This is a genomic window from uncultured Nitratireductor sp. (genome assembly GCF_913053745.1).
Lineage (GTDB): Bacteria > Pseudomonadota > Alphaproteobacteria > Rhizobiales > Rhizobiaceae > Nitratireductor.
Map to the genome: position 1 here is coordinate 1 of NZ_CAJXGF010000008.1, position 20,093 is coordinate 20,093.

Consider the following 20,093-nt stretch of genomic DNA (forward strand, 5'->3'; position numbering starts at 1 on the left):
CTGGCCTCATACGGGCAATCACCGCGCCTTCTTTGACGCTGTCGCCCGGCTCCACCGCCACGCGCATCAATCTCCCGGCAACCGGCGCGGTGACAACGAAGGGCTCATGGAGACGCGTTCGCGCTTCCTCGTCTATCGTCGTCTGCATTGGACCTCGGCTCGCCTCGCCAACTTCCACCAAGGTCGCGCGTGGCCAGAAAGCGTAAGCCACTGCCGCCACCAGCACGAGACCCCCGCCTCCCATGATCCAGAATCGTGAACGTCGTTTTGCCATGAAAACCTCGCTAATCTCGACTCTTGAGCGCGGCAACCATGTCGAGGTGATCGACATCGCGCTTCACGACCCAGCCCGATAGGAAAGCGGCGATAAGAACTGCGATTATGGCGGAACCATAGCTTGCCGGATCGAACATGACCGGGATGCGGTAGAGATCGGTGCTGAAGCCCGCCGCAACGGCGTGCGAAAGATAATAGCCAAGCCCCGATCCGATCGGCAGAGCCAGAAATGTGATGACCGCAAGTTCACCGAGGAGCACGAACGCGGCCTCGCCGCGTGTGAAACCCATGACGCGCAGGCTTGCCAATTCCTGTTCTCTTTCGGCAAAAGCGATGCGCGCGCTGTTGTAAACAATCCCGAAGGTGATGATGGCTGCGATGGCTGCCATGATGTAGCGCATCGCGCCCGCACCGGTATCGAGTAGTTTTCGCAACGATGCACGCGTATCGTCGGTCAGGCTGACACCGGCGATGGCGGGCGAATTCTTGAGCTCGCGATAGATATGATCGTTGTAGATGCTGTCCGTCCGCAGATAGCTTCCGGAGACGCGGTTCGGTTCTCCCAAGACACGGTTCAACGCATCAAGCTGGAGATAGGCCGGCGCTCCAATGAACGCTTCCGTCACACCGATCACAGGAAGTCGCAAAATGGGTCGCCGTCCCTCTCGCACCTCGACCGTGAGCGTCTCCCCCGGTTCGATGTGCAGAGTCTCGGCGAGCGCTTCTGAAAGAATCAAACCGTCTCGGCGCAGGAAAATGGTGTTCGTACCATCATCGATCGCGCGATTGAGCCTCGGTTCGGCAACACGGCCGCTTATGGCGCCTCGGTGAGCATGGAGGCCGTTGCGCAGTACGACATCCACGTCCCGAAACGGCTCCACCTCCACAACTCCCTTGATGCTTTGAAGTTCATGGACCGCTTTGCGTGACAACGGCTCGGCGAAGGTAACCGTCACATCGCTGCGGTCGACCAGGCTGAAATTGACACGCACTGTGCGGTCGAACCCGCTCATGAGCGTTAGCATCGCGACTGAAAGCGCCATGCCGGCGGCTATACTCAGCACCGCCGTCACCGACTTGCCGGGCTGTCGGATAAGCCGTCGGGCGATCATCCGGCTCGGCTGATCGAGCCATCTTCCGAGAGCCCTTACGACCCCCGCGGAGCGGCTATAATCTGCGGGCACCGGTGGACGCATCGCCGTTGCCGGAGCCAGTACGAATACACCTCGCAACACGAAGATGCCGCCGGCCGAGGCAGCCGCCACGCTGACCAGGATGCCGACAAGAAACGCAGCCGGGTCGACCCGGAACAGCAGAAATGGAAACTTGTAGTAGGTCTGGTAGAAGCCGGCCACATTGACGCCGGCAAGGATGCCAAGCAAACACCCCGCCACAGCGCCACCCACGGCGATGACGAGAATGAATTTCAGATAATGGGCGCTGACGGCTGCACTGCCATATCCGAAGGCTTTAAGCAGACCAATCTGTGAACGTTCAGATTGGATCATCCGCGACACGACAATATTGAGCAGAAATGCCGCGACTCCGAGGAAAATTGGAGGCACGCCACGGCTCGAGGCGCGCAGCGAGGTGATTTCTTCGGACAAGAACCTGTTGGATACCTGATCTTCAAGACCGTAGGCCCCGGTTCCGCCGTAACCGCGGAGAATACGGTCCGCTTGGCCGAGAACAGCCGGCAACTTAGCCCCGCGTCCAAGCGCCAGGATCGCTTCATTGAAGGCTCCGTCGAGATCGTAAAGCGCTTCAAGGGCCGGCTTGTTCATCCACAGGACAGCGAAGCGCGCGTCGTCGGGCGCCAGTTCGCCGGGTGGTGTCGTATAGACGAACTCGGGCGACTGGGCGAGACCGGCAATGGTGTAAATGCGGCGCGCGCCATTTATCGTGGCGGTCAGATCATCGCCGGGCGAGAGACCGCGTGCATCGGCAAACGCCTTTAAAAGAAGAACTTCGTTGTCGCGATCGGAATCGATGCGCCGGCCCTCGGCGAGCCGGTAGCCGTTCAGAATCGGATCGCCAGAACGCGGTAGCGATACCACCTGCGCACGAATGGGCACTTCCTGGGCGGGCAGATCGATGAGCGCCGCACCATTAACCCGACCGACGACAGCGCTGACGCCTGGAATGGCCTTGAGATCATCGAGAACACGATCCGGAGCGCGTTTGACCGGAGCAAAGACGTCGGCCAACCGGTGCCGTTCGTAATAGGTGTCTTTCGTCTCTTGCAGCGAATTGACGAGTCCATCCATCATCACCAGAAGCATCACCCCCAGCGCTATGACGGCGGCAATCGCCGTTGCCTGACCTTTTACCCTCCACAGGTCGCGCAGGAGTTTGCGGTCCAGCGGGCTCAGCATGAACTTCGGCTCCGCTTCACCATTCGATCTCCTCGGCCGAAACCTTGTGTTCGTTGATACGGACATCCCGGATCTGCCCATCGGCAAAATCGATGACACGGTCGGCCATCGCCGCCGTCGCCGCCGCGTGAGTCACGATCAGGATCGTTGCTCCGGTCTCTTCGTTGACGTCCTGGAGGACGCGCAAGACCGCCTGTCCCGTTTGGCTGTCCAACGCCCCCGTGGGTTCGTCACAAAAAACGACTGTGGGACGCTTGGCGATCGCCCGCGCGATCGCCACGCGTTGCTGCTCTCCGCCCGAAAGCTGTGCTGGAAAATGATCGGTCCGTTCCTCGAGGCCGACGAGTGCGAGGGCCTCGCCTGACGACATGGGGTCATCGGCGATTTCGGTGACCAGTTCGACATTCTCACGTGCAGTGAGGCTGGGCATCAAATTGTAGAACTGAAAAACAAACCCGACGTCGTGCCGACGATAATGTGTGAGTTCGACATCGCTCATAGCCGTCAAATCCCTGTCGAAGAAATGAACGGTTCCCTCACTCGGTCGATCCAGTCCGCCAAGAATGTTGAGGAGGGTCGATTTCCCGCTACCGGACGGGCCTAGCAATACGACGAGTTCGGATTCGGGGATGTCGAGATCGACACCACGCAGCGCGTGGACGGCCGTGTGGCCGGCCCCGAAAACTCTGGAGACGGAGTTCACGACGAAGGCTTCGTTCTTCCGTGCAGTAGGTCTCCGCGACATTGACGACCACCTCAATGCCGCCACATGGGTCTGAGCGCCCGTCGCGGCGGATTGCCTGTAAGACGATTGTATGGAATATTCGAGTTATGCCGAATTTGTCAAATATGAATATCACCGAGGTTCAACGGCGTTTCATCGAAGAAATCGCCGAGCTATTCGTGCCCTGGGGTGTTCCGCAAACTGCCGCTCGGCTTTACGGGTACCTGCTCCTTTGCCCGGAAGCGGCCAGCCTCGACTCCATCGCCGTAGACCTCGAGATCAGCAAAAGCAGCGCCAGCGTCGCCGCGCGCCTGCTCGAACGCTATACACTAGTCCGCCGACGCTCCGTTCGCGGCAGCAAGCGCATCCTCTATGAGGTTTCCGATCAGTACGACGAGATTCTGGCAGGCCAGAACCGCATGCTGCTGTCGCTGTCGGATCTGCTGCGCGGCGCGGAAGAAATCGTGCCCGCTGCTGCCACCCGTCAACGCCTGGAAGACATGGCGGACTTCTACGATACTGCGCGTCGCGCGATGGACGAAGCACGCCGGAAATGGAGCAAAAGCAAGAAGATACGTTGAGCGAAGGGCGTGTGTCGAGCGCAACAGGCGTCGATCGCGAACGTTTGAACGTCTCCCTACGCTGAAGACACGCCATCGCAAAACAGGCTCAGCATTGTTTCGAACTCGGCCTCCAGATTGGTCGCGTTGCCGCGCAACCAGCGCATAAGGGCACCGAGATACATATGCGCAAGAAACTCCGCCAGATGCTCTGCCGCAAGATCGTCGCGAAGCTCGCCCCGATCCTGCGCATGTCTGATTACACGTACAAAGATCCAGCCCACACCGTCCAGTGTGTGCATACCCTTTCCTGGCACTGTGCCTCCCAGTTCAAGAAGCCTGTAACGTAGATATGCGGGCAGATACTCCCTATTTGCTTCACACCACGCTTTGGAGATGGCCAACAGAGCTTTCATCCGTTCGATGAATATCTGATGCCTTTCGATTTCATCGAAGAGGTTTTCAGAATCGCGGGCGATTTCCTGATGAACCCAGGACGCCACGAGGGCCTCCTTGATCGGAAAATGATTGTAGAGCGTTCCCTTGGCGACGTCTGCGGTTTCGGCGATCTGCTCCATCGTGACGTTGTCGTAACCATGGCTTGAGAACAATTCCATAGCCGTCTCGGTGAGGTTTTGCCGCATTTTTTGCCGCTTTCGCTCGCGGCGGTTCGTAAGGTTGATGGTCGTCATCTCGGCTTTTATTGAACGTCGTATATTTTTATGCATAGTACTATTTATATCGTCGTTCAATATGAATGGATCGACGGTGAAGCACAAGGCAATCATGCCGTCGCGTCCGATCATTGGCCGGGAGATCCGCATTGGAAAAGATCGTCACCCGCACAGCCGAGCGAAATGGCACCATCATCGACGAACTCGCCGAACGCAGCTGGCTCGTCACGAAGCTTGATACGCTTGTGCAATGGGCACGGACCGGATCGCTGATGTGGAATCAGTTCGGGCTCGCCTGCTGCGGCGTTGAAATGATGCAGTTCGCCATGCCGCGCTACGATGCGGAACGCTTCGGGTTCGCCCCTCGCGCTTCACCGCGGCAGGCCGACGTTATGATCGTCGCCGGCACTGTGACCAACAAGATGGCACCTGCATTGCGCAAGATTTACGATCAAATGCCCGAACCTCGCTACGTCATCTCGATGGGCTCCTGTGCGAATGGCGGCGGCTATTATCATTACAGCTACTCGGTGGTCAGAGGCGCAGACCGCTTGTTGCCGGTGGACGTCTACGTTCCAGGTTGTCCACCAACCGCCGAAGCGCTGCTTTATGGCGTCTTGCTGCTTCAAAAGAAAATTCGAAGGACGGGAACCATCGAAAGGTAATCTCGACAGATGCGGGATCATCCCGCCGAGAGGCTATCGTTCCCTCGCTCGATACAGATGCGCAAAAAATCGGCTGCTTAAGGCAATCGGCTTGAGCGCGGAGCTTCAATGGAAGGGCGTCACATCTGCTTTTGGCAGCGGCGGCGCATTCGGCTTAGCTACAATACTGATGGTGCTCTGGCGGCAGTTCTGATGGCGGGCGGCGTTTCTCTCATGTCGGCGTGACCGGATCGGTTCAACCCGAGCCCCTTTCATGCTCGGACGCGAAACTTTTTCAACGGCGAGACGGACACTGGTCGAACCGCGGACGAACAGTCTCTTCGCAGGTTAACGCATTGGCACTTGGCACTTCGGAAAATCGCCATATACCGGCTTCTCAACTGATAATGGAGTCGCGTTTGGAAACTCGACCGGCGGTGTAGGGAAGCAGGGCGACGATCAGAAACACGCGCAGCACATGATGCGCGGCAACCATCGCCGGGTCGATCATCAGTGCCAGCGCCACCACGCCCAGTTCCGGAGCGCCACCAGGAAGATAAGCCAGAAAAAGCGGGGCAACCTCGCCACCTGCAAGCGGCGCAATCAGATAGGCGCCGGCGAGCGAACCAGCAGCGAACACAATGCCCACCAGAGCGGCGAGCCAGCCATCGCGGGCAATCTGGCGGAACGTGTAGTTGGCGAACCGGGCACCGACACCCGAGCCGATAACGATTTGCGCGATTATCGAAAGCGTGATCGGCACATGAACCGTGACCAAGCCCGTCGCATGCAAGATGGCTGAACTCAACAGCGGCAGCAGCAGCATAACCGACGGAAAGCGAACAAGCTTGGCAACGAACCAACTTGCAACAGCGACAAGCGCGAGCGCTCCGTGCCCGGACAGATCCAACGCCTCCGGTGCTTCGAATGCGGCCCGGTTGGCGTCCGCCAGATCGATACCTGAGATCCATTGGATCAAGAGCGGCGCCGAGATCAAAAGAACCACCAGCCGTGCCGTGTGGCAAAGCACAACCCGGTTCACTTCGGTTTTGTGCTGCTCGGCCAGCATCGTCACCACCGAGAGTCCCCCTGGCATGGCTGCAAACAATGCCGTCTGTCGGTTCATATCGCTCCAGCGCCGAAACGTCGCATAGGCAAAAAGACAAAAGGCAATCGAAAGGAGCGTCATGACGATCAGGCTTACCGCCCAGGTTCCCGATCGGGCTATCACGTCCGGTGTGAAGCCCGTCCCGAGCATCGTTCCAATTGCCACCATCGCATAGCTGCGCCACGCCGGTGGAAGCGACGGACGAAAACGGGAAAACTGCGTGACCAGCGCGGAGGCAGAAAGACTGCCAAGCACCCACGGTAAGGGCAGGTTCAGGAGGAAGAACGCCAGGCCACCCGTAGCGCCGATTCCAATCGTCGTTGCCCCGCGTGTCAGGGGCGCATCCAACAAACTCACGTTCCGGCCCGATCGTCCCTGCGCTGGCGCAACGTCTTGAACAGCGGCGCGCCGACCAAAACCAGAAGCATAAAAACAAAGAGGGCCAGCGCAATCGGCCTTTCGAGCAGGTAGTTGAGCGGTTGGCCATTGGAGATCTGCAATGTGCGCACCAACTCGCCCTCCATCATGCGACCGAGCAAGAGACCGATGACGGTCGCGGCAACCGGATAGTCGTTGCGACGCATCAGCCAGCCGAGCCCGGCGAAACCCGCAACCGTCAGTGGTCCGGCGATGGTGCCGGTGATCCCGTATCCACCCCATGCACACATCGCCAGAACGCTGGGTACGAGATAAGCAAGCGGCACACGCACCACCAGGCCAAGCACGCGCAGCATCAACAACCCGATCACCGCTAGCAGGACGACCTGCCCCAGATTGCCTAGGATGATGGAGTAAACCACATCGGTCTGATTGCGGATGAACGATGGGCCGCCGATGATGTTGTGAAAGGAGAAGGCTGCAAGCAGCACCGCCGTCGCTGCGCCGCCTGGAATGCCGAGCGCCAGAAGGGCGGTCATCGAGCCGCCTTCCGAACTGCTGTTGGCGGATTCGGCCGCAATCACACCCTCGGGCGCGCCCTTGCCGAAAGTTTCGGATGTTTCCGAAGTTCGCTTGGCCTCCCCGTAAGAGACCAGATTGGCAACTGAGGAACCGACGCCCGGAATTGCACCGATCACCGCACCGATTAGACTACCGCGAACGAGCACGCTCGGATAACGAAAGGTCTGACTGACGCCCTTGAGAATCCTGCCGAGTGAGATGTCTCGTTGCGCTTCATCCTGCACGAGGTAAGTGTTACCCCGCAGACGCAGGAGTTCCGAGGCTGCAAAAATGCCGATCATCGCCGGCACCACCGGAATGCCGTCGAGCAGGTGTGGATTGCCGACAGTGGTGCGCATGACGCCTGTCGTCGACATGCCGATTTGGCTGAGCATAAGCCCGAAGAACCCGGCCAAAAGCCCTTTTGCCAAGCTGCTGTCATTGAGCGTGGCGATCAGAGTGAGCCCCCAAAGGACGACGACGACCATCTCCATCGGACCGATTTTCAGAACCAGTGCGGCCAGTGGGTCGATCAAGAGAAGCAGAAGGATGTACCCCACGAACGCGCCGACAACGGATGCGGCAAGTCCCAGACCGAGTGCCTCATTGTGCTTGCCCTGACGAGCCATCGGATAACCGTCGAAGGCAGTGGCGATAGAGGAGGACGAGCCTGGGATATTCATCAGGATCGCCGTGACGCCACCGCCATAGGCGCCGCCGGTGAAAATCGCGGTCAGGAACAGCATCGCCTGCAGAAAATCCATACCGAAGGTGACCGGCAGGAAGACGGCCATGGCCATAGAGATCTGCAGGCCGGGTATCGAGCCGAATACCAGGCCGATCAGCAGGCCGGGAATAACCCACAACCACGGTTCGAAGCTGGTGAAGAGCAGGCTGAATGCTTGTGACAGGGCGAAATGATCGATCATTTCAGAGCACCAGCGTCAGCATAGGATAGGGGAAAAGAGAACCGAAACCCTTGACCAGAAGAACAGTGAAGAGCGCGGCGAAAAGCGGCGGCTGCCATAGGCCCCGGCCGCCGCTCATCACGACTCCGGCCCAGACAAAGACGAAGGTCGCGACATCGAAGCCGATATGCGTCAGAGCAAAGCAGAAAGCGCTGAAGCCGGCGAGCAAAAGAAGGTCGCTCCCTGCTCCGCTTTTGACATCTTCGGAAGCTGATCCACGCAATGCACCGGCAATGACGACAAGCAAAAGAACGCCAAGGACGGCAGCCACCGGTGCGACGACCACAAGATTGTCGAGCGAGGTGGACGCGGACACGGCGCTCCAGAGTATGAAGCCCGATATGGCGAGCACGATGCCGAGCAGCGCAGCGTGGGTGGCCGGGAATCTTGTCGTCATGTCCGTCCCTCGCATCTTCGGGTAGGGAGGAAGCGGAAGGCGGCGCTCCCGCTTCAAGGCTTACTCTTCGGTATCGAAGCGCTTCAAAACATCGAAGTTGGACTTGATAATCTTGGTGGTGCGCTCCGGCCCAAGCCACTCCGTACCAATCTTCTGCTCTTTGAGATTGGCGACGAATTCTTCGTCTTCAAGCACAGCCTGATAGGCTGCAACCATTTTCTGGAAAGCCTCGGGATGTTCCTGCTTGAAGGTCGCATGAGCCGCAAGCCCGCGCATTGAACCGGCCAGAACAGGGACCGTTTCGAGTCCATTCTTTTCGAGGGCTGCGTTGAGTGTGGGCGCGTCCCAATCCGCACTGGGCTCGTCGGCCGCGAGAGCGAGCGGGCGCACATATTCCGCGATGGAGAGTGTGCCATCCGCTGCGAGCACCGTCATGTCCACCTGACCGCCGGCAACGGCCGTTCGCGCCGCGCCTCCCGATTGGTAGGTCACGATGTTGACGGCGCTTTTATCGACGCCGAATGCTTCGAGGGCCAGCTCGAGATTGATTGCACCGGTCGAGCCCGGGACGACGGAAACCTTCAGTTTGCCCGGTTCGGCCTTGGCTGCGTCCATGAACTCGGCGAGCGTCTGGTAGGGCGTATCGACATTGACCGCAAACAGGTCGTGATCGTTCCACTGGCCGTTGATAAAGGCAAAATCGTCGAGCGAATAGTCCGCGTCGAAACGGAGGATCGCGTTCGAGATGTAGGGATGGATCGAGGTGGCGAGGAAGTAGCTGCCGTCCGCCGGCATTTGCGTGAAGTAGGTGTGACCGACATGGCCGCCGCCGCCTTCCTGGTTGATTACCGAGATCGGCGTGTCGAGTTCTTCCTGCAGGCGTTGCGCCAGAGCACGGGCCGTGCGGTCAGCGGAACCGCCGGGCCCAAGCGCCACGACGAACGTGATTTTGCGCGGCGGCCAGTTCTCTTGGGCAATGGCCGCGACAGGCTGCAACATAGCGGCAAGGGAAATGCCGAGCGCAGCAGCCGCAAGTGCGAGTTTCTTCATGGTCAGGATTCCTCCCCTGAAATAGCGGTTGCGTCAAATTGTAGTTCAATTTTTGAACCCAGACTGTTAACGCCCCTTGGCTTTTCATGTCAAGAGGATTGATGTCCTTGACATCAGACTGATTTTAAATGACTTTATCGGAAGGCCTAAACGGCTCTCTTCAGACTCATCACCGGCGGAGGCATTAATTGTCAACAATTGAGGACAAATCGCGAGGCATGGTCTCCGAACGCCTCGCCGACGAACTGCGTGAGGATATCCTTAAGGGTCGCCGGCCTTCAGGGGCGCGGCTGGGCGAGGTGGCGCTGGCCGAACGCTTCGCCGTGAGCCGGGGGCCGGTACGGGCGGCGCTCAACCTCCTGAGCGAAACCGGCATCGTAACGATCGTCCCCAACAGTGGAGCGCGTGTACGGGTGATGGGGCGCGCTGATGCGCGGGCGCTTTATCAGGTGCGGGCCGCCCTTGAGGCCGAGGCCGCAGGGTTGGCGGCTGCCAGGGCGGGGTCGGAGACTGCCGCGCAATTTGGCAAGCTGCTGGACCAGCATGCCGGCGAAATTGCCGCACATCCCGAAGGTGCCTATCTACAGGGTGTGGGGGATCGCGACTTCCATATGGTGGTTGCGCGGATGGCCGGGAACCCAATTATCCTTCGCTACCTCTCGCGAGAGCTTTATCCTCAATTGTCGTTGCTGCGCCTCAAGCACCGCAACGTTACCGGCCGCGGCGCCCGCGCGTTGAACGAACACATGCGGATCGCGACTGCCATCGCCGATGGCGACTCCGAAGTCGCAGGGCTTTTGATGCGCCGCCATATTCGCAACAGTTGGACCGCGCTCGAAGCACAGCTTTCCGAAACGGCAGAGGACCCGGAATGAGCCAGAAACGCATCCCGGCAGCCTTCATCCGTGGAGGCACATCCAAGGCGGTTGTGCTGAAACGTCACGACCTCCCCGAGGACGAAACCGGTTGGCCAGGTCTGTTCGCCGCCATGATGGGCAGTCCCGATCCCAACATGCGGCAGCTCGATGGTATGGGCGGAGGCATCTCCTCACTCAGCAAGGTCTGTGTAATCGGACCGGCAACACGTGAGGATGCGGATATCGACTACACATTCGCTCAGATCAGCGTTGCAAACGATGCGGTCGATTTCAGTGGCAATTGCGGCAATATGAGCTCGGCAATGGGGCCCTTTGCTTATGACGAAAGGCTCGTCGAAGGCCCGCGCGACGGCGAAGCGATGGTTCGCATTCACAACACGAATTCAGGCAAGATCATCGTGGCGCGTTTTCCGGTATCGAATGGATGTGCGGTCGTGACGGGCGAGACCTCGATTCCCGGCGTGCATGGCACCGGTGCGCCCGTCGCGCTTGATTTCCTGAACCCCACCGATACGTTCGGCCGCGGCACTCTTCCGGAAGGAAAAGCCATACATGCGCTGACCCTGAAGGACGGAGGCGCGATACGCGTGACGATGATCGACGCCGCCGTTCCCTCTGTTTTCGTCTCAGCCTACGAGGTTGCCGGGGACACACGCAGTCGTCCTGGTGCGATTGATGAAAACGCCGGGCTGATGGCGCGGCTGGAGGACATTCGTCGGCAGGCTTCGGTGGCGATGGGGTTAACGCCTGATCCTGAAGCCGCAGCGCAGCGCATCGCCACGCCGAAGGTCGCGATGGTCGGGCCAGCCGCCGACTACGAAGATCTTTCCGGAATCATCCATCCGGCCTCCGCGCAGGATCTCCAGATCCGCATGATTTCGGCCGGGCAGGCGCATCGCGCGGTCCCGGTGACCGGTGCGCTGGCTCTTGCCTGCGCCGCCGTAGTCGACGGGTCTGTCGTTGCGGACTGCATCTCACAGGGTGCCGACCCGCTGAACTTGCGTATCGGCACTCCAAGCGGGATCGTCACCGTCGGCGCCACGTGCGATCCCCGCAGCGGCGAAATCGAAGCTGCCCGCATTTTGCGCACCCAAAGGCGCCTGATGGACGGGCACATCTATCTGCCTATGCCCTCCGCCGTGCAACCTCTTGCCCAACCGGTCTAAAGAAAGAGATCCGTTTTATGCTGAACCACGAAATCAACCATGCCTTCAAGCAACGCATACTGACCGGCGCCCCCATTCTCATGCCGGGCGCGGCCAATGCGCTGGCGGCACGGGTCATCGAAGATCAGGGGTTCGAGGCGATTTATCTGTCCGGCGCGGGATTAACCAACACCTATCTCGGTATGCCAGATATGGGTTTCGTCGGCCTCAGCGAGATCGCTCAGCATACCTCGACCATCCGCGATGCGACCGAACTGCCTATTGTGGTGGACGCCGACAACGGTTTCGGCAATGCGCTCAACGTGCGTCATACGATTCGCACGCTTGAGCGTGCGGGCGCGAGCGCAGTGCAACTCGAAGATCAGAAGACGCCCAAGCGATGCGGTCATTTCTCGGGCAAGGAAGTGGTGCCACTGGACGAAGCACGCTCGCGCATCCGTGCAGCGGTCGATGCGCGCCAGGATGAAAACACGCTGATCGTCGCGCGCACGGACGCCCGCGCCACCGACGGTTACACAGAAGCATTGGACCGCGCCGCGGCCTTCGTCGAAGACGGCGCCGACATCACGTTCGTCGAGGCCCCGCAATCCATCGACGAGATGCGCGGCATTCCAGCCACCCTGAAGGGCACCCCACAGCTTGTAAATCTGGTGGTTGGCGGCAAGACGCCGATCCTTGATCTGGAAGAACTGGGCGAGATGGGTTTCTCGCTTGTGCTTTACGCCAATGTGGCGTTGCAGTCGGCCGTATACGGAATGCAGCAGGCACTCGGCCAGCTTAAGGAAACCGGCAGAATGGACGAAGGCGGCCCCGTTGCAAGCTTCCTCGAGCGCCAGCGCATGGTGCGCAAGGATTTATTCGACGAACTCGAGAAACGCTACGCGTATTAAGACGGTTTCCGCGGCTCCGACCTCCACGGGTGGGCCGATTCTCAAAGGCGAAAGTGACGTGCTACACACCGCACATTCAGGCGATCGGCTTCGTGCAAGTGCATTGTTCTCCGATCGGAAGCAAAGGCACGCCGCGCTTGCCGTTGCTCTTATCCCTGCGTTGACAGAAAATCGATAATGGCGGTCACCTGTGAGGGGGACAGGTGGCTGCCTTCCATACCCTCGATCGTTCTTAGGGTGTTCTGACGAAACTCCCTGACAGAATCAGACCGTTCCGGATGGGCTTGCCAGTCATCGAGCAGCGGAGTTAGCGCCTTTGCACCGCCTTTGGGCCACACCACGCCGTGGCCGGTCCGCCCCCTGTTCACAACGTCCGCCAGCCAGTTGGGGACTTGAACCTTGGTCTCGCCGCCTTGCGGCTGCGTAACGGTGACAGGCCTGAACTCCTGCGCATGCCTTGCGCTCAGGATCTGCGGCACCGCCTTCGGGTTGTTGCGGGTCTTGTGCGCAGCGCGCAACTCGCCGCTCAACACACGCATTATGCTGAGCGGTGTTACGGAGACCGTTTCGCGTCTTGCCGCCTTTGGATTGCCGTGTTGGATCGCCCGATAGAACCCCTCTCCCGGATGGTAGTGCGGCTGCGGCTGCAACCTCCGCGGCAGCTTTCCGCTTGCCCTTAAGCGGGTTTTCAGCGGCCAGGAGACCCGATTGAGCCAATGATCCACGGTGGGATGCCTGTTGAAGACCACGTCCAAATTCATCTGCGAGGAGTTCATCACGTTACGCCGCTGGCCTGTCAAATCGGTAATATGAACGCGTTCAGGAGCGACCTTGACCCGCGACAGACGCATACCGCTGCGCACGCTGCCGTCCACGAAGATCAGGCTTTGCTCCGCATCGTGAAGCCCATGAATGCTGGCCAGATCGGGATTGGTCTGCAAAGCCCGCATCAGACCTGCGGGATTGTCGGTGACCAGTTGCACCTGGATGCGGCTCTGCCCCAGCGCCGCCTGAACCTGCTGGACGAAGGGCTCGGAGACCCTGGCTCCCTGGGGTAGACCGCCGATCTCGATTTCCGGCCGATCCTCGAAGCCGGGTCTCAATGCGATGACCGCCACCTCAGGCGGTAGCTCCTGCGGGTTTACCAGAATTGCCGGCATGGCCGCAGGGTCATAGCCGAGCTTTTGCAGGATCATGAGCCGTGCCCAGAGCGGCAGACTGACCTTGGTTTCCGACATAACCTTGTTAAAAGGAATGCCATGGGTAAGTTCGTGCACCAGACCCCGCCGGGCACCAAAAAAATCCCTTTCACCCGGTCGAAGCCGCGTCGCGGTGCCGGTCTGCAGTCCAAGAGACACAGACAGTTCCACGACGGTGCGGTTTGAATCCTCTGCATACGCCCCGATCTCCCGCCAACTGACCGCCTCGATCCGGAAGGGCGACGCTTCTGGATACCCGGCAAGAACGGTATCGATCTCATTCTGAAAGGTGCTGGCCTTGAACTGAAATGCCTCCTGCACGGAGTATCCTGTCAAAGGGCTGAGCGGCGCGTTTCTGAATTCCCACCCCCTGTCGGATTTATTCGGCTTGCTCATTCCGGTCTTTGTTCCCACGGCTCTGCCCATGGAGGAAATCGTCGGGCCGGTAGCGACATCTCCGGGGATGGGAGCCTTGATCCTCCCGGCAACGCCTATGCGATTATCCCCAACGACGTTGCTGATCGTTTGCCGCACGCGCTTACCCTGACTTGGGGCTTCCTGCGGAACACGGTTATCTCCCTTGCCGAAGAATCTGACTTCGCCTGAATGGGGGACAATGAGATAAGTGACCTTGTTCGCTTTATCGTAGTGGATCAGCCCATTTTCGTTCTCCGGAGCCAGGCGTTGAAGCTCTCCATCTTCATTTCGCTTATAGGTGCGGTTTGTCGATTCGTCATAATGCCAGCCGGATGATTCGGAAGCTTCATGGGATACATCTCTCGGTGAGGGTTTCCAGGTGCCGATCCCATCGGTGTTGTTGCCCCTGCCAAACAGGTCAAAGCTCCCCCCCGGCTGCCGCAAGAGCGTGATGTTGGCATCGGCATTATAGTAAAGCGGGGCGTCAGCAGGAGGTTGGAGAACCTCGAAACGCTGTTGCTCGGCGTTATAGACGTATTCCCTATTGGTCCCGGGGTGAAAGACGCGGGCTCCGTCTTCGAACTTCAGGGGCGGCGTTCCGTCATATTGGGATCGGCCGAAGGTCTGGCGATTGGTAGGATTGAAAAATACCAGTTCGTTTTCATGCACCTGCGTAATGCGCACCTCGTGCGTCTCCGGCACAATATCTCGCACCGCAACGCCCCAGCTTTCGCTGACAGGCTGTATTGTGTCGTGGGGGTCGACATCGCGGTTCGCAACCTTTTGGCCGCTCCCGGTCTCCAGCGCACTATAAATGAGTACGATTTCCGCTTCTTCGCGCGTCTGCATATGTTGAGTGTCGAGACCATGCGCAGACTCCACCGTCGGATGAACCAACGAAACCTTGCCACTGTCGGCCACGGGCGCGCTGTCCTCGTCCGTCATGGGAGCGTGCGGTTCGGGCCCACCGCCCGGGTGTGGACCTGTCCCGGCTTGCAACGCGTCGTCCGCCACGTGAGCAATGCTCTCGCCCTCGATGACCGGGTGATCGGCATCGTGGAAAACCATACGGTCCGTGGGCCGGTACACTCCGTCCGAGCCTTGCTCATGCACAACCATCGGCCGACCTTCATCTCCGACGCTGATCGCGGGCCGCCCACTCGTACCACTCGGCGGAATCACACCGTCCGGCACAAGTCCGCCGGGAGTCTCTTGCTGTGGCTTCTGACCGTGCACGCCGGTTTGTCCGGATCCTGGCCGAACCGTTAGCCCCCTGATGCCCATGCCGGCGCCGAATGCGCCAGCACCGAAATTGAGCACGGCATTGGCGAACTGAACCCCATTCATGTCGCCGCCATGGACGACGATGTCGTAACCGGAAACCCCAACAAGCGGCACGGCGGCGGTGAGTGTGGTTGCGTCGATACCGTAGGCAATGCGGTTGGAGGCGGCTCCCGACTGCATGTACCGGGCGATATCGTCGGCATAAGCGTTGGTCGCTCTTGACCCTCCGATGCTCGCCATGAAGGCGGTACCGCGCGGAATGCCTGCCCGGACGAGCCCGCCCAGACGCAGTGCGCTAGAGGCCAGCGGCAAGGTCGTCGTTGCTATGCTCACGACATTCATGATCGACTGTGTGTCGGTCCAGTCGCCACCGCGGTTGAGATGTTCTTTCTGGTTGATGAATGCCCGCGTGCCAAGATAGGTGCCGCCCGCTATGGCGACCGGTGCCGCCACAGGGGCAAGCGGTGTAAACGAGGCGACAGTAGCGACAGCAGTCCCTATGCCCACAATTGGATCGACCGCCGATTCCCAGGCCGAGAGCACGCGGGCCTGATCGGCGTCAATCTCGATCTGGCCGTCCTCGCCTGGCGTCATATCCAGATTGTTGGCGTAAACGATCCGCCCATCGTCGCTGAACTGCTCGTTGTTGTGGCGAAAGTCTTCTATATCGGTGAAGCGCTTGCCCGTTATGTCGACATAGGTTGTTTCACCCTCATCGTTGCGCACGCCGAAGAGCGTGGTTTGGCTGGTGCCGTTCTCGTCGACATAGAAGATCGGGATCGTGGAGACCTCCGGCGCATCGCCGCCGAATTCTCGTATCCCTTCTGCGACGGATTCGAGAATATCGGCGTGATCCTCGTTCTCGGTATCGAGACCGAGCGATTCCTGAATGGTCTGTTCGAGTCCATCACCGTTCTGGGTGTGGAAGGCGCCGTCGAAGCCGTTCTGGTAGAGATTCTGGAATTGGAGCTGGAAGTCGGCATTCAGGACGTTCTCAGTGTCGCTTTCCAGACGCTCGTCCTGTACCGCATTCGGCATGTAATAGTCGGAGGTATCCCCAGCGGTATCACGCTGCCCTGCCGCGATGCCGTTCATCTGGTCGCGAAAGGTCTGCAGGTTTCCGATTTCGGTTTTGATCGCGACGAGGTCGAGAGCGCTCAGTGCCAGTTCCGGTGCAACCCAGCGGCTCTCGGGATTGTATTCGCCGTCATCCGGTGTCACATCGATTTGCACCTGGATCGGTAAACCGCTCTCGATGACCGCATCCAGATTGCCGGCTTCAACTTGTTCCTTAACATCAGGCGAGACCATGACGGTCTGCCCCTGCCATTCCACGCTCACGGGTTCGACACCGTCAGGGAAGGCGCCCTCGGGCAATTCGGCCGTGCCTGTCCCGTGCTCGGCAAGAGCGCTCTCAAACTGACGCTGGACGTCGGAGAGCCCTCCATTCAAGGTCTCCAGCGCGGTTTCCGCGTTCGATGCCAAAAGTTCATTCAGGTCCGCAGCAGCATTCTCGCGCGTTGCGATGAACGTATGGCCATGCGTGAAGATCTCGTACTCTGACGGAACACCCTCCGGATGCTCGTTCCAGGCGGTGTTCAACGATCTACCATCCGGGACGCCTGTTGCGACATGCTCGTTCCAGGCATTGTTCAGCGACTCGTCGATCCACGAACCCGGCAGATTGCGCGACACTTCTGGATTGAGGTCTTGATCGAACACGCTCAGCCTGATCGACTGACCGTGCCGAGAATGGTGCGCCATCGGACGGTCAGTGTTGTACTCCTCGACATAGTGTCCACGATCGTAATACACATCGATCATGGCCTGTCCGTCGGCGGTTACGTAGGCCCGAGCATACATGTCGTCGCCGTTGCTGGAGTTATGATCCAGCCATTCGTCGAACATCTCGCGCATCATCCGTGCCGAATCGGCCTCAAAGGTGCGCAAATCGCTTTCGGCGCGCAGATAATCCGCATTGGCCTGCCCCAATTCGACGCGGCTCTTTGCCAGCTCACGCAGGTTGAGCAGGTTCTGATGATCGGCTGAATCAGCGTCTACGCCGGCCTGCTCGTTGCGCAAGATCGCAAGATCAATTGAGGCCAAATCGCCTTCGGCGATAAGGCTGTTATACGCTCCGAACAACGCTTCCACTTCGGCATGTTCAGCAAGAGAATCAGCATAGTTTTCCTGCTGATAGACATCGGTATGAATGTTGGGGTCTTCTGCTGTGGCATCGGGCGCGCTGGGATCCGGAGCCGCCACCAAAGGTTCAAGCTTGCCATTCGCCTCGATGGCTTCGTCGAGTTTAGAACGCGCCTCCTCGTAGATATTCGTCACCTCGGTGGCATCATCGAGCAAGGTCTGCGCTTCGCTCAACGCTTCCTGGGCTTCCTCCAGAGAGCCATCGGGGCTCTCGAGGTCGATGGTATAGCCGTATGGGTTCAGGACACCCCTCAGCGCATCCTCGGCGGCACTTTGAGCGCCTGTATAGTCGGAGTCGAGCGCATACACGTCGCTCTGAGCGTTGGACAGATCGATGACCGCGGAAAGTTCGCTGATCGTCGCCAGCGTCTCCGAATCCGCCATCAGAGCCTGCGCCACATCGGGGTGGACCCAGCGTACCGTGCCCTGCCAATCTACTGGCACCCAGTCGGCATCCACCCCTTCAGGTCGCGCACCATAAAGGTCAAGCACCTCGCCGTCCTGATCCATCACCGGTTCTACCAGGATCCCAGGGCCGTGTTCGTTAATCGCCTCACGGGTTGCGGCCGACACTTCTCCCAATTCTTCCACGGCCTCGAAATCCAGGCCCTCTCCCTCCTGCTGAATAGCCTCACTGGCGAAAATACCGTCAAGAACGTTGAGCACGACCTCAGCCTCTCGGGCTTCCTCGGGGTCGCTGCTGTCTGGATCGATTGCCGTCAAGAGATCAGCCAGGTCGGCTTCCAGGCTACCGGCTTCGAGATCTATCTCGTAGCCATGCTCTTGATTGGTCACCGTCACGGTGCCGTCCGGATTCTCGGTCACTGTATAGCCGTTGAATGTGACCTCAACGGTGGTCCTGGTGCCTTCTTCAATGATCACCGTTTCTCCCGAATTGATTAGATCGGGGTCACGCGGAGAGGCGAACAGCTCCGGATTGCTCTCGGCAAGATCCTCCAGGGTCACACCATGGGCCTCGGCGATCTCGGTCAGGTTATCACCGGGTCGGACTTCGTAGTCGATTGGCTCACCGTCGTTCAGCGCCTCGACAACAGTCTCGGTACGTCGGCCGTCCGCGTCGACGACGATCGTCGTTTCGGTATCGTTCGTGGGATCGACGATCGTCGTGGTCTGTTCGCCACTCTCGGTGTTCCGCTCGGTGTGCGTGGTTATCCCATTGCCGTCGACCGTATCCGTCGTTTCGACATTCCCCTCAATGGTCGTCACCGAAGTCGAACCTTGGTGATAGTCGTTGTTGTAGGTAACCGTGGTTCCAGCGTGTGGGTCGGTAACGATGATCTGCAGAGTTTCGCCTGGGTTACCGTCCTGGGTGACCTCGAGACCCGCCGCGTTCAGCTCGGCGATCACCTGCTCCGGCGTGAGGTTGCGCGCCTCGGCTATTTCCTCGATGCTTTTGCCCTCGGCAAGCTGATCCTGGATCAAGGGCGCGCCCGAACCATCCGCAGTCTGTGTATGTGCGAGGGTGACTTCATCGCCGGCGACACCCGTCACGGTGGTCACCGGCAACGCAACACTGTTGTTGGGTGTTACCGTCTCCACTCTCACGTCGTTCGGCAGGACTTTTTCCACAGTGACGGTGCCGTCGCCGAGATCGGCGACGTATTTGGTGGTGATGGTGCCTGTCTCCGGGTCGACGCTGGTGGTTTCAATGCGACCAAGATCGTCGCGAACCGGCGACATAGTCGTTTCGCCGTTGGGTTCGGTTACTTCGGTGTAATAGCCGCCTCGATGATAGTCTTGGTTTTCGGTGATTGTGCGTCCGCTTCCGTCGGTAATCACTGTCGTTCGCGTATCGCCGTTAGCATGTCGTGTCGACGATGCCTCGATGTCGCCCGCGTTTAATACGGCCACCACCTCCTCGGGGCTCATACCCCGCTCCTCGGCAATGTTGTCTATGCTCTTGCCCGCTTCGATGTCGTCGAGGATCTCGTTCGCGGCCGTGACTTCCGACGGCACGCCGCCGTCATCGGCCGGATTTTGGATCGGGAGAATGTCCGGCCCGTCCGCAGGTTTCGGCGTTGTGGAAAACGCAGCCGGATCGGTCGTGCCGTTGTGTTGCGGTGCCCTCGTGGCGACAACCGGGTCGGTGGATTGCGCAGCGCTCAAATCCGCGTTGACTTGCGTCAGACGCTCGCGCGCACTCGCCGCCAAATCCCTCTCGCCCATCTTGTTGGCAAGTTTGATCTCGTGACGCAACTTCGCGGCTTCGGCTTGCAGCCTGGTAAAAAGGTCGGTGTTCGCTTTGGGGTCAACCTTGGGAGGCGGCGGATTGTAGCTTATCGGACGGATCATCGGTCCACCTGCGGAACGTGTTCAAC

Annotated in this window: 14 protein-coding genes; 5 read left to right on the forward strand and 9 right to left on the reverse strand. The window is 59.4% G+C overall.

Annotated elements, in window-relative coordinates:
* From QZ638_RS02550 to QZ638_RS02560, 3 genes are all read right to left on the reverse strand, one after another.
* Nucleotides 1–274, reverse strand: a 274-nt coding sequence (locus QZ638_RS02550; protein ID WP_295806467.1) for a biotin/lipoyl-binding protein, incomplete at its 3' end; no start/stop codon positions are given.
* Between the two features lie 10 nt (nucleotides 275–284).
* Nucleotides 285–2,651, reverse strand: coding sequence for an ABC transporter permease (locus tag QZ638_RS02555; protein WP_295806469.1), 2,367 nt, complete (start codon nucleotides 2,649–2,651; stop codon nucleotides 285–287).
* Nucleotides 2,652–2,667: 16 nt separating this feature from the next.
* Nucleotides 2,668–3,396: an ABC transporter ATP-binding protein gene (locus tag QZ638_RS02560; protein ID WP_295806471.1), complete on the reverse strand. Its 729-nt coding sequence runs from the start codon at nucleotides 3,394–3,396 to the stop codon at nucleotides 2,668–2,670.
* Between QZ638_RS02560 and QZ638_RS02565 the strand changes: the two genes are divergently transcribed.
* Nucleotides 3,396–3,956, forward strand: coding sequence for a hypothetical protein (locus QZ638_RS02565; RefSeq protein ID WP_295806473.1), 561 nt, complete (start codon nucleotides 3,396–3,398; stop codon nucleotides 3,954–3,956). The two genes, QZ638_RS02560 and QZ638_RS02565, sit on opposite strands and share 1 nt — an antisense overlap.
* A gap of 56 nt (nucleotides 3,957–4,012) precedes the next feature.
* Here QZ638_RS02565 and QZ638_RS02570 read toward each other — a convergent pair whose 3' ends face one another.
* Nucleotides 4,013–4,741, reverse strand: coding sequence for a TetR/AcrR family transcriptional regulator (locus QZ638_RS02570; RefSeq protein WP_295806476.1), 729 nt, complete (start codon nucleotides 4,739–4,741; stop codon nucleotides 4,013–4,015).
* Here QZ638_RS02570 and QZ638_RS02575 point away from each other — a divergent pair.
* Nucleotides 4,741–5,274 (forward strand): NADH-quinone oxidoreductase subunit B, encoded by a 534-nt coding sequence (locus QZ638_RS02575; protein WP_366936194.1) that lies wholly within the window; start codon nucleotides 4,741–4,743, stop codon nucleotides 5,272–5,274. The two genes, QZ638_RS02570 and QZ638_RS02575, sit on opposite strands and share 1 nt — an antisense overlap.
* 376 nt (nucleotides 5,275–5,650) lie before the next feature.
* Here the strand turns inward: QZ638_RS02575 and QZ638_RS02580 are convergent, their stop codons facing one another.
* From QZ638_RS02580 to QZ638_RS02595, 4 genes are read right to left on the reverse strand one after another with little or no spacing between them, the layout of a single operon-like run.
* The gene (locus tag QZ638_RS02580; RefSeq protein ID WP_295806479.1) at nucleotides 5,651–6,712 is read right to left on the reverse strand and encodes an AbrB family transcriptional regulator; all 1,062 of its coding nucleotides are present in this window, start codon (nucleotides 6,710–6,712) and stop codon (nucleotides 5,651–5,653) included.
* A gap of 2 nt (nucleotides 6,713–6,714) precedes the next feature.
* The gene (locus QZ638_RS02585) at nucleotides 6,715–8,229 is read right to left on the reverse strand and encodes a tripartite tricarboxylate transporter permease (RefSeq protein ID WP_295806480.1); all 1,515 of its coding nucleotides are present in this window, start codon (nucleotides 8,227–8,229) and stop codon (nucleotides 6,715–6,717) included.
* Between the two features lies 1 nt (nucleotide 8,230).
* Complete coding sequence (locus tag QZ638_RS02590) at nucleotides 8,231–8,665, reverse strand: hypothetical protein (protein WP_295806482.1); 435 nt, start codon at nucleotides 8,663–8,665, stop codon at nucleotides 8,231–8,233.
* 60 nt (nucleotides 8,666–8,725) lie between these two features.
* The gene (locus QZ638_RS02595; protein WP_295806483.1) at nucleotides 8,726–9,715 is read right to left on the reverse strand and encodes a tripartite tricarboxylate transporter substrate binding protein; all 990 of its coding nucleotides are present in this window, start codon (nucleotides 9,713–9,715) and stop codon (nucleotides 8,726–8,728) included.
* A 218-nt stretch (nucleotides 9,716–9,933) separates the two neighbouring features.
* Here QZ638_RS02595 and QZ638_RS02600 point away from each other — a divergent pair, with 218 nt between their 5' ends.
* Genes QZ638_RS02600 through QZ638_RS02610 form a run of 3 tightly spaced genes read left to right on the forward strand, consistent with a single transcriptional unit; the run spans nucleotide 9,934 to nucleotide 12,649 of the window.
* Entirely contained in the window at nucleotides 9,934–10,590 is a 657-nt protein-coding gene (locus tag QZ638_RS02600; protein WP_295806486.1) for a GntR family transcriptional regulator, read from the forward strand.
* A complete protein-coding gene (locus QZ638_RS02605; protein ID WP_295806491.1) occupies nucleotides 10,587–11,759 on the forward strand; it encodes a PrpF domain-containing protein in 1,173 nt (390 codons plus the stop codon). The genes QZ638_RS02600 and QZ638_RS02605 overlap by 4 nt, the downstream gene beginning before the upstream one ends.
* A 17-nt stretch (nucleotides 11,760–11,776) precedes the next feature.
* Nucleotides 11,777–12,649 carry an isocitrate lyase/PEP mutase family protein gene (locus QZ638_RS02610; protein ID WP_295806493.1) on the forward strand — a complete coding sequence of 291 codons (873 nt, stop codon included), beginning with the start codon at nucleotides 11,777–11,779 and terminating at the stop codon, nucleotides 12,647–12,649.
* 149 nt (nucleotides 12,650–12,798) lie between these two features.
* Here QZ638_RS02610 and QZ638_RS02615 read toward each other — a convergent pair whose 3' ends face one another.
* Nucleotides 12,799–19,122, reverse strand: coding sequence for a LysM domain-containing protein (locus tag QZ638_RS02615; protein ID WP_295806497.1), 6,324 nt, complete (start codon nucleotides 19,120–19,122; stop codon nucleotides 12,799–12,801).
* Nucleotides 19,123–20,093 lie beyond the last annotated feature (971 nt).

Bases quoted from the DNA above. Each gene is read 5' to 3' on its own strand.
- QZ638_RS02555 (WP_295806469.1), bottom strand. From the start codon at position 2,651: ATGCTGAGCCCGCTGGACCGCAAACTCCTGCGCGACCTGTGGAGGGTA.
- QZ638_RS02560 (WP_295806471.1), bottom strand. From the start codon at position 3,396: ATGTCGCGGAGACCTACTGCACGGAAGAACGAAGCCTTCGTCGTGAAC.
- QZ638_RS02570 (WP_295806476.1), bottom strand. From the start codon at position 4,741: ATGATCGGACGCGACGGCATGATTGCCTTGTGCTTCACCGTCGATCCA.
- QZ638_RS02585 (WP_295806480.1), bottom strand. From the start codon at position 8,229: ATGATCGATCATTTCGCCCTGTCACAAGCATTCAGCCTGCTCTTCACC.
- QZ638_RS02590 (WP_295806482.1), bottom strand. From the start codon at position 8,665: ATGACGACAAGATTCCCGGCCACCCACGCTGCGCTGCTCGGCATCGTG.
- QZ638_RS02595 (WP_295806483.1), bottom strand. From the start codon at position 9,715: ATGAAGAAACTCGCACTTGCGGCTGCTGCGCTCGGCATTTCCCTTGCC.
- QZ638_RS02600 (WP_295806486.1), top strand. From the start codon at position 9,934: ATGGTCTCCGAACGCCTCGCCGACGAACTGCGTGAGGATATCCTTAAG.
- QZ638_RS02605 (WP_295806491.1), top strand. From the start codon at position 10,587: ATGAGCCAGAAACGCATCCCGGCAGCCTTCATCCGTGGAGGCACATCC.
- QZ638_RS02610 (WP_295806493.1), top strand. From the start codon at position 11,777: ATGCTGAACCACGAAATCAACCATGCCTTCAAGCAACGCATACTGACC.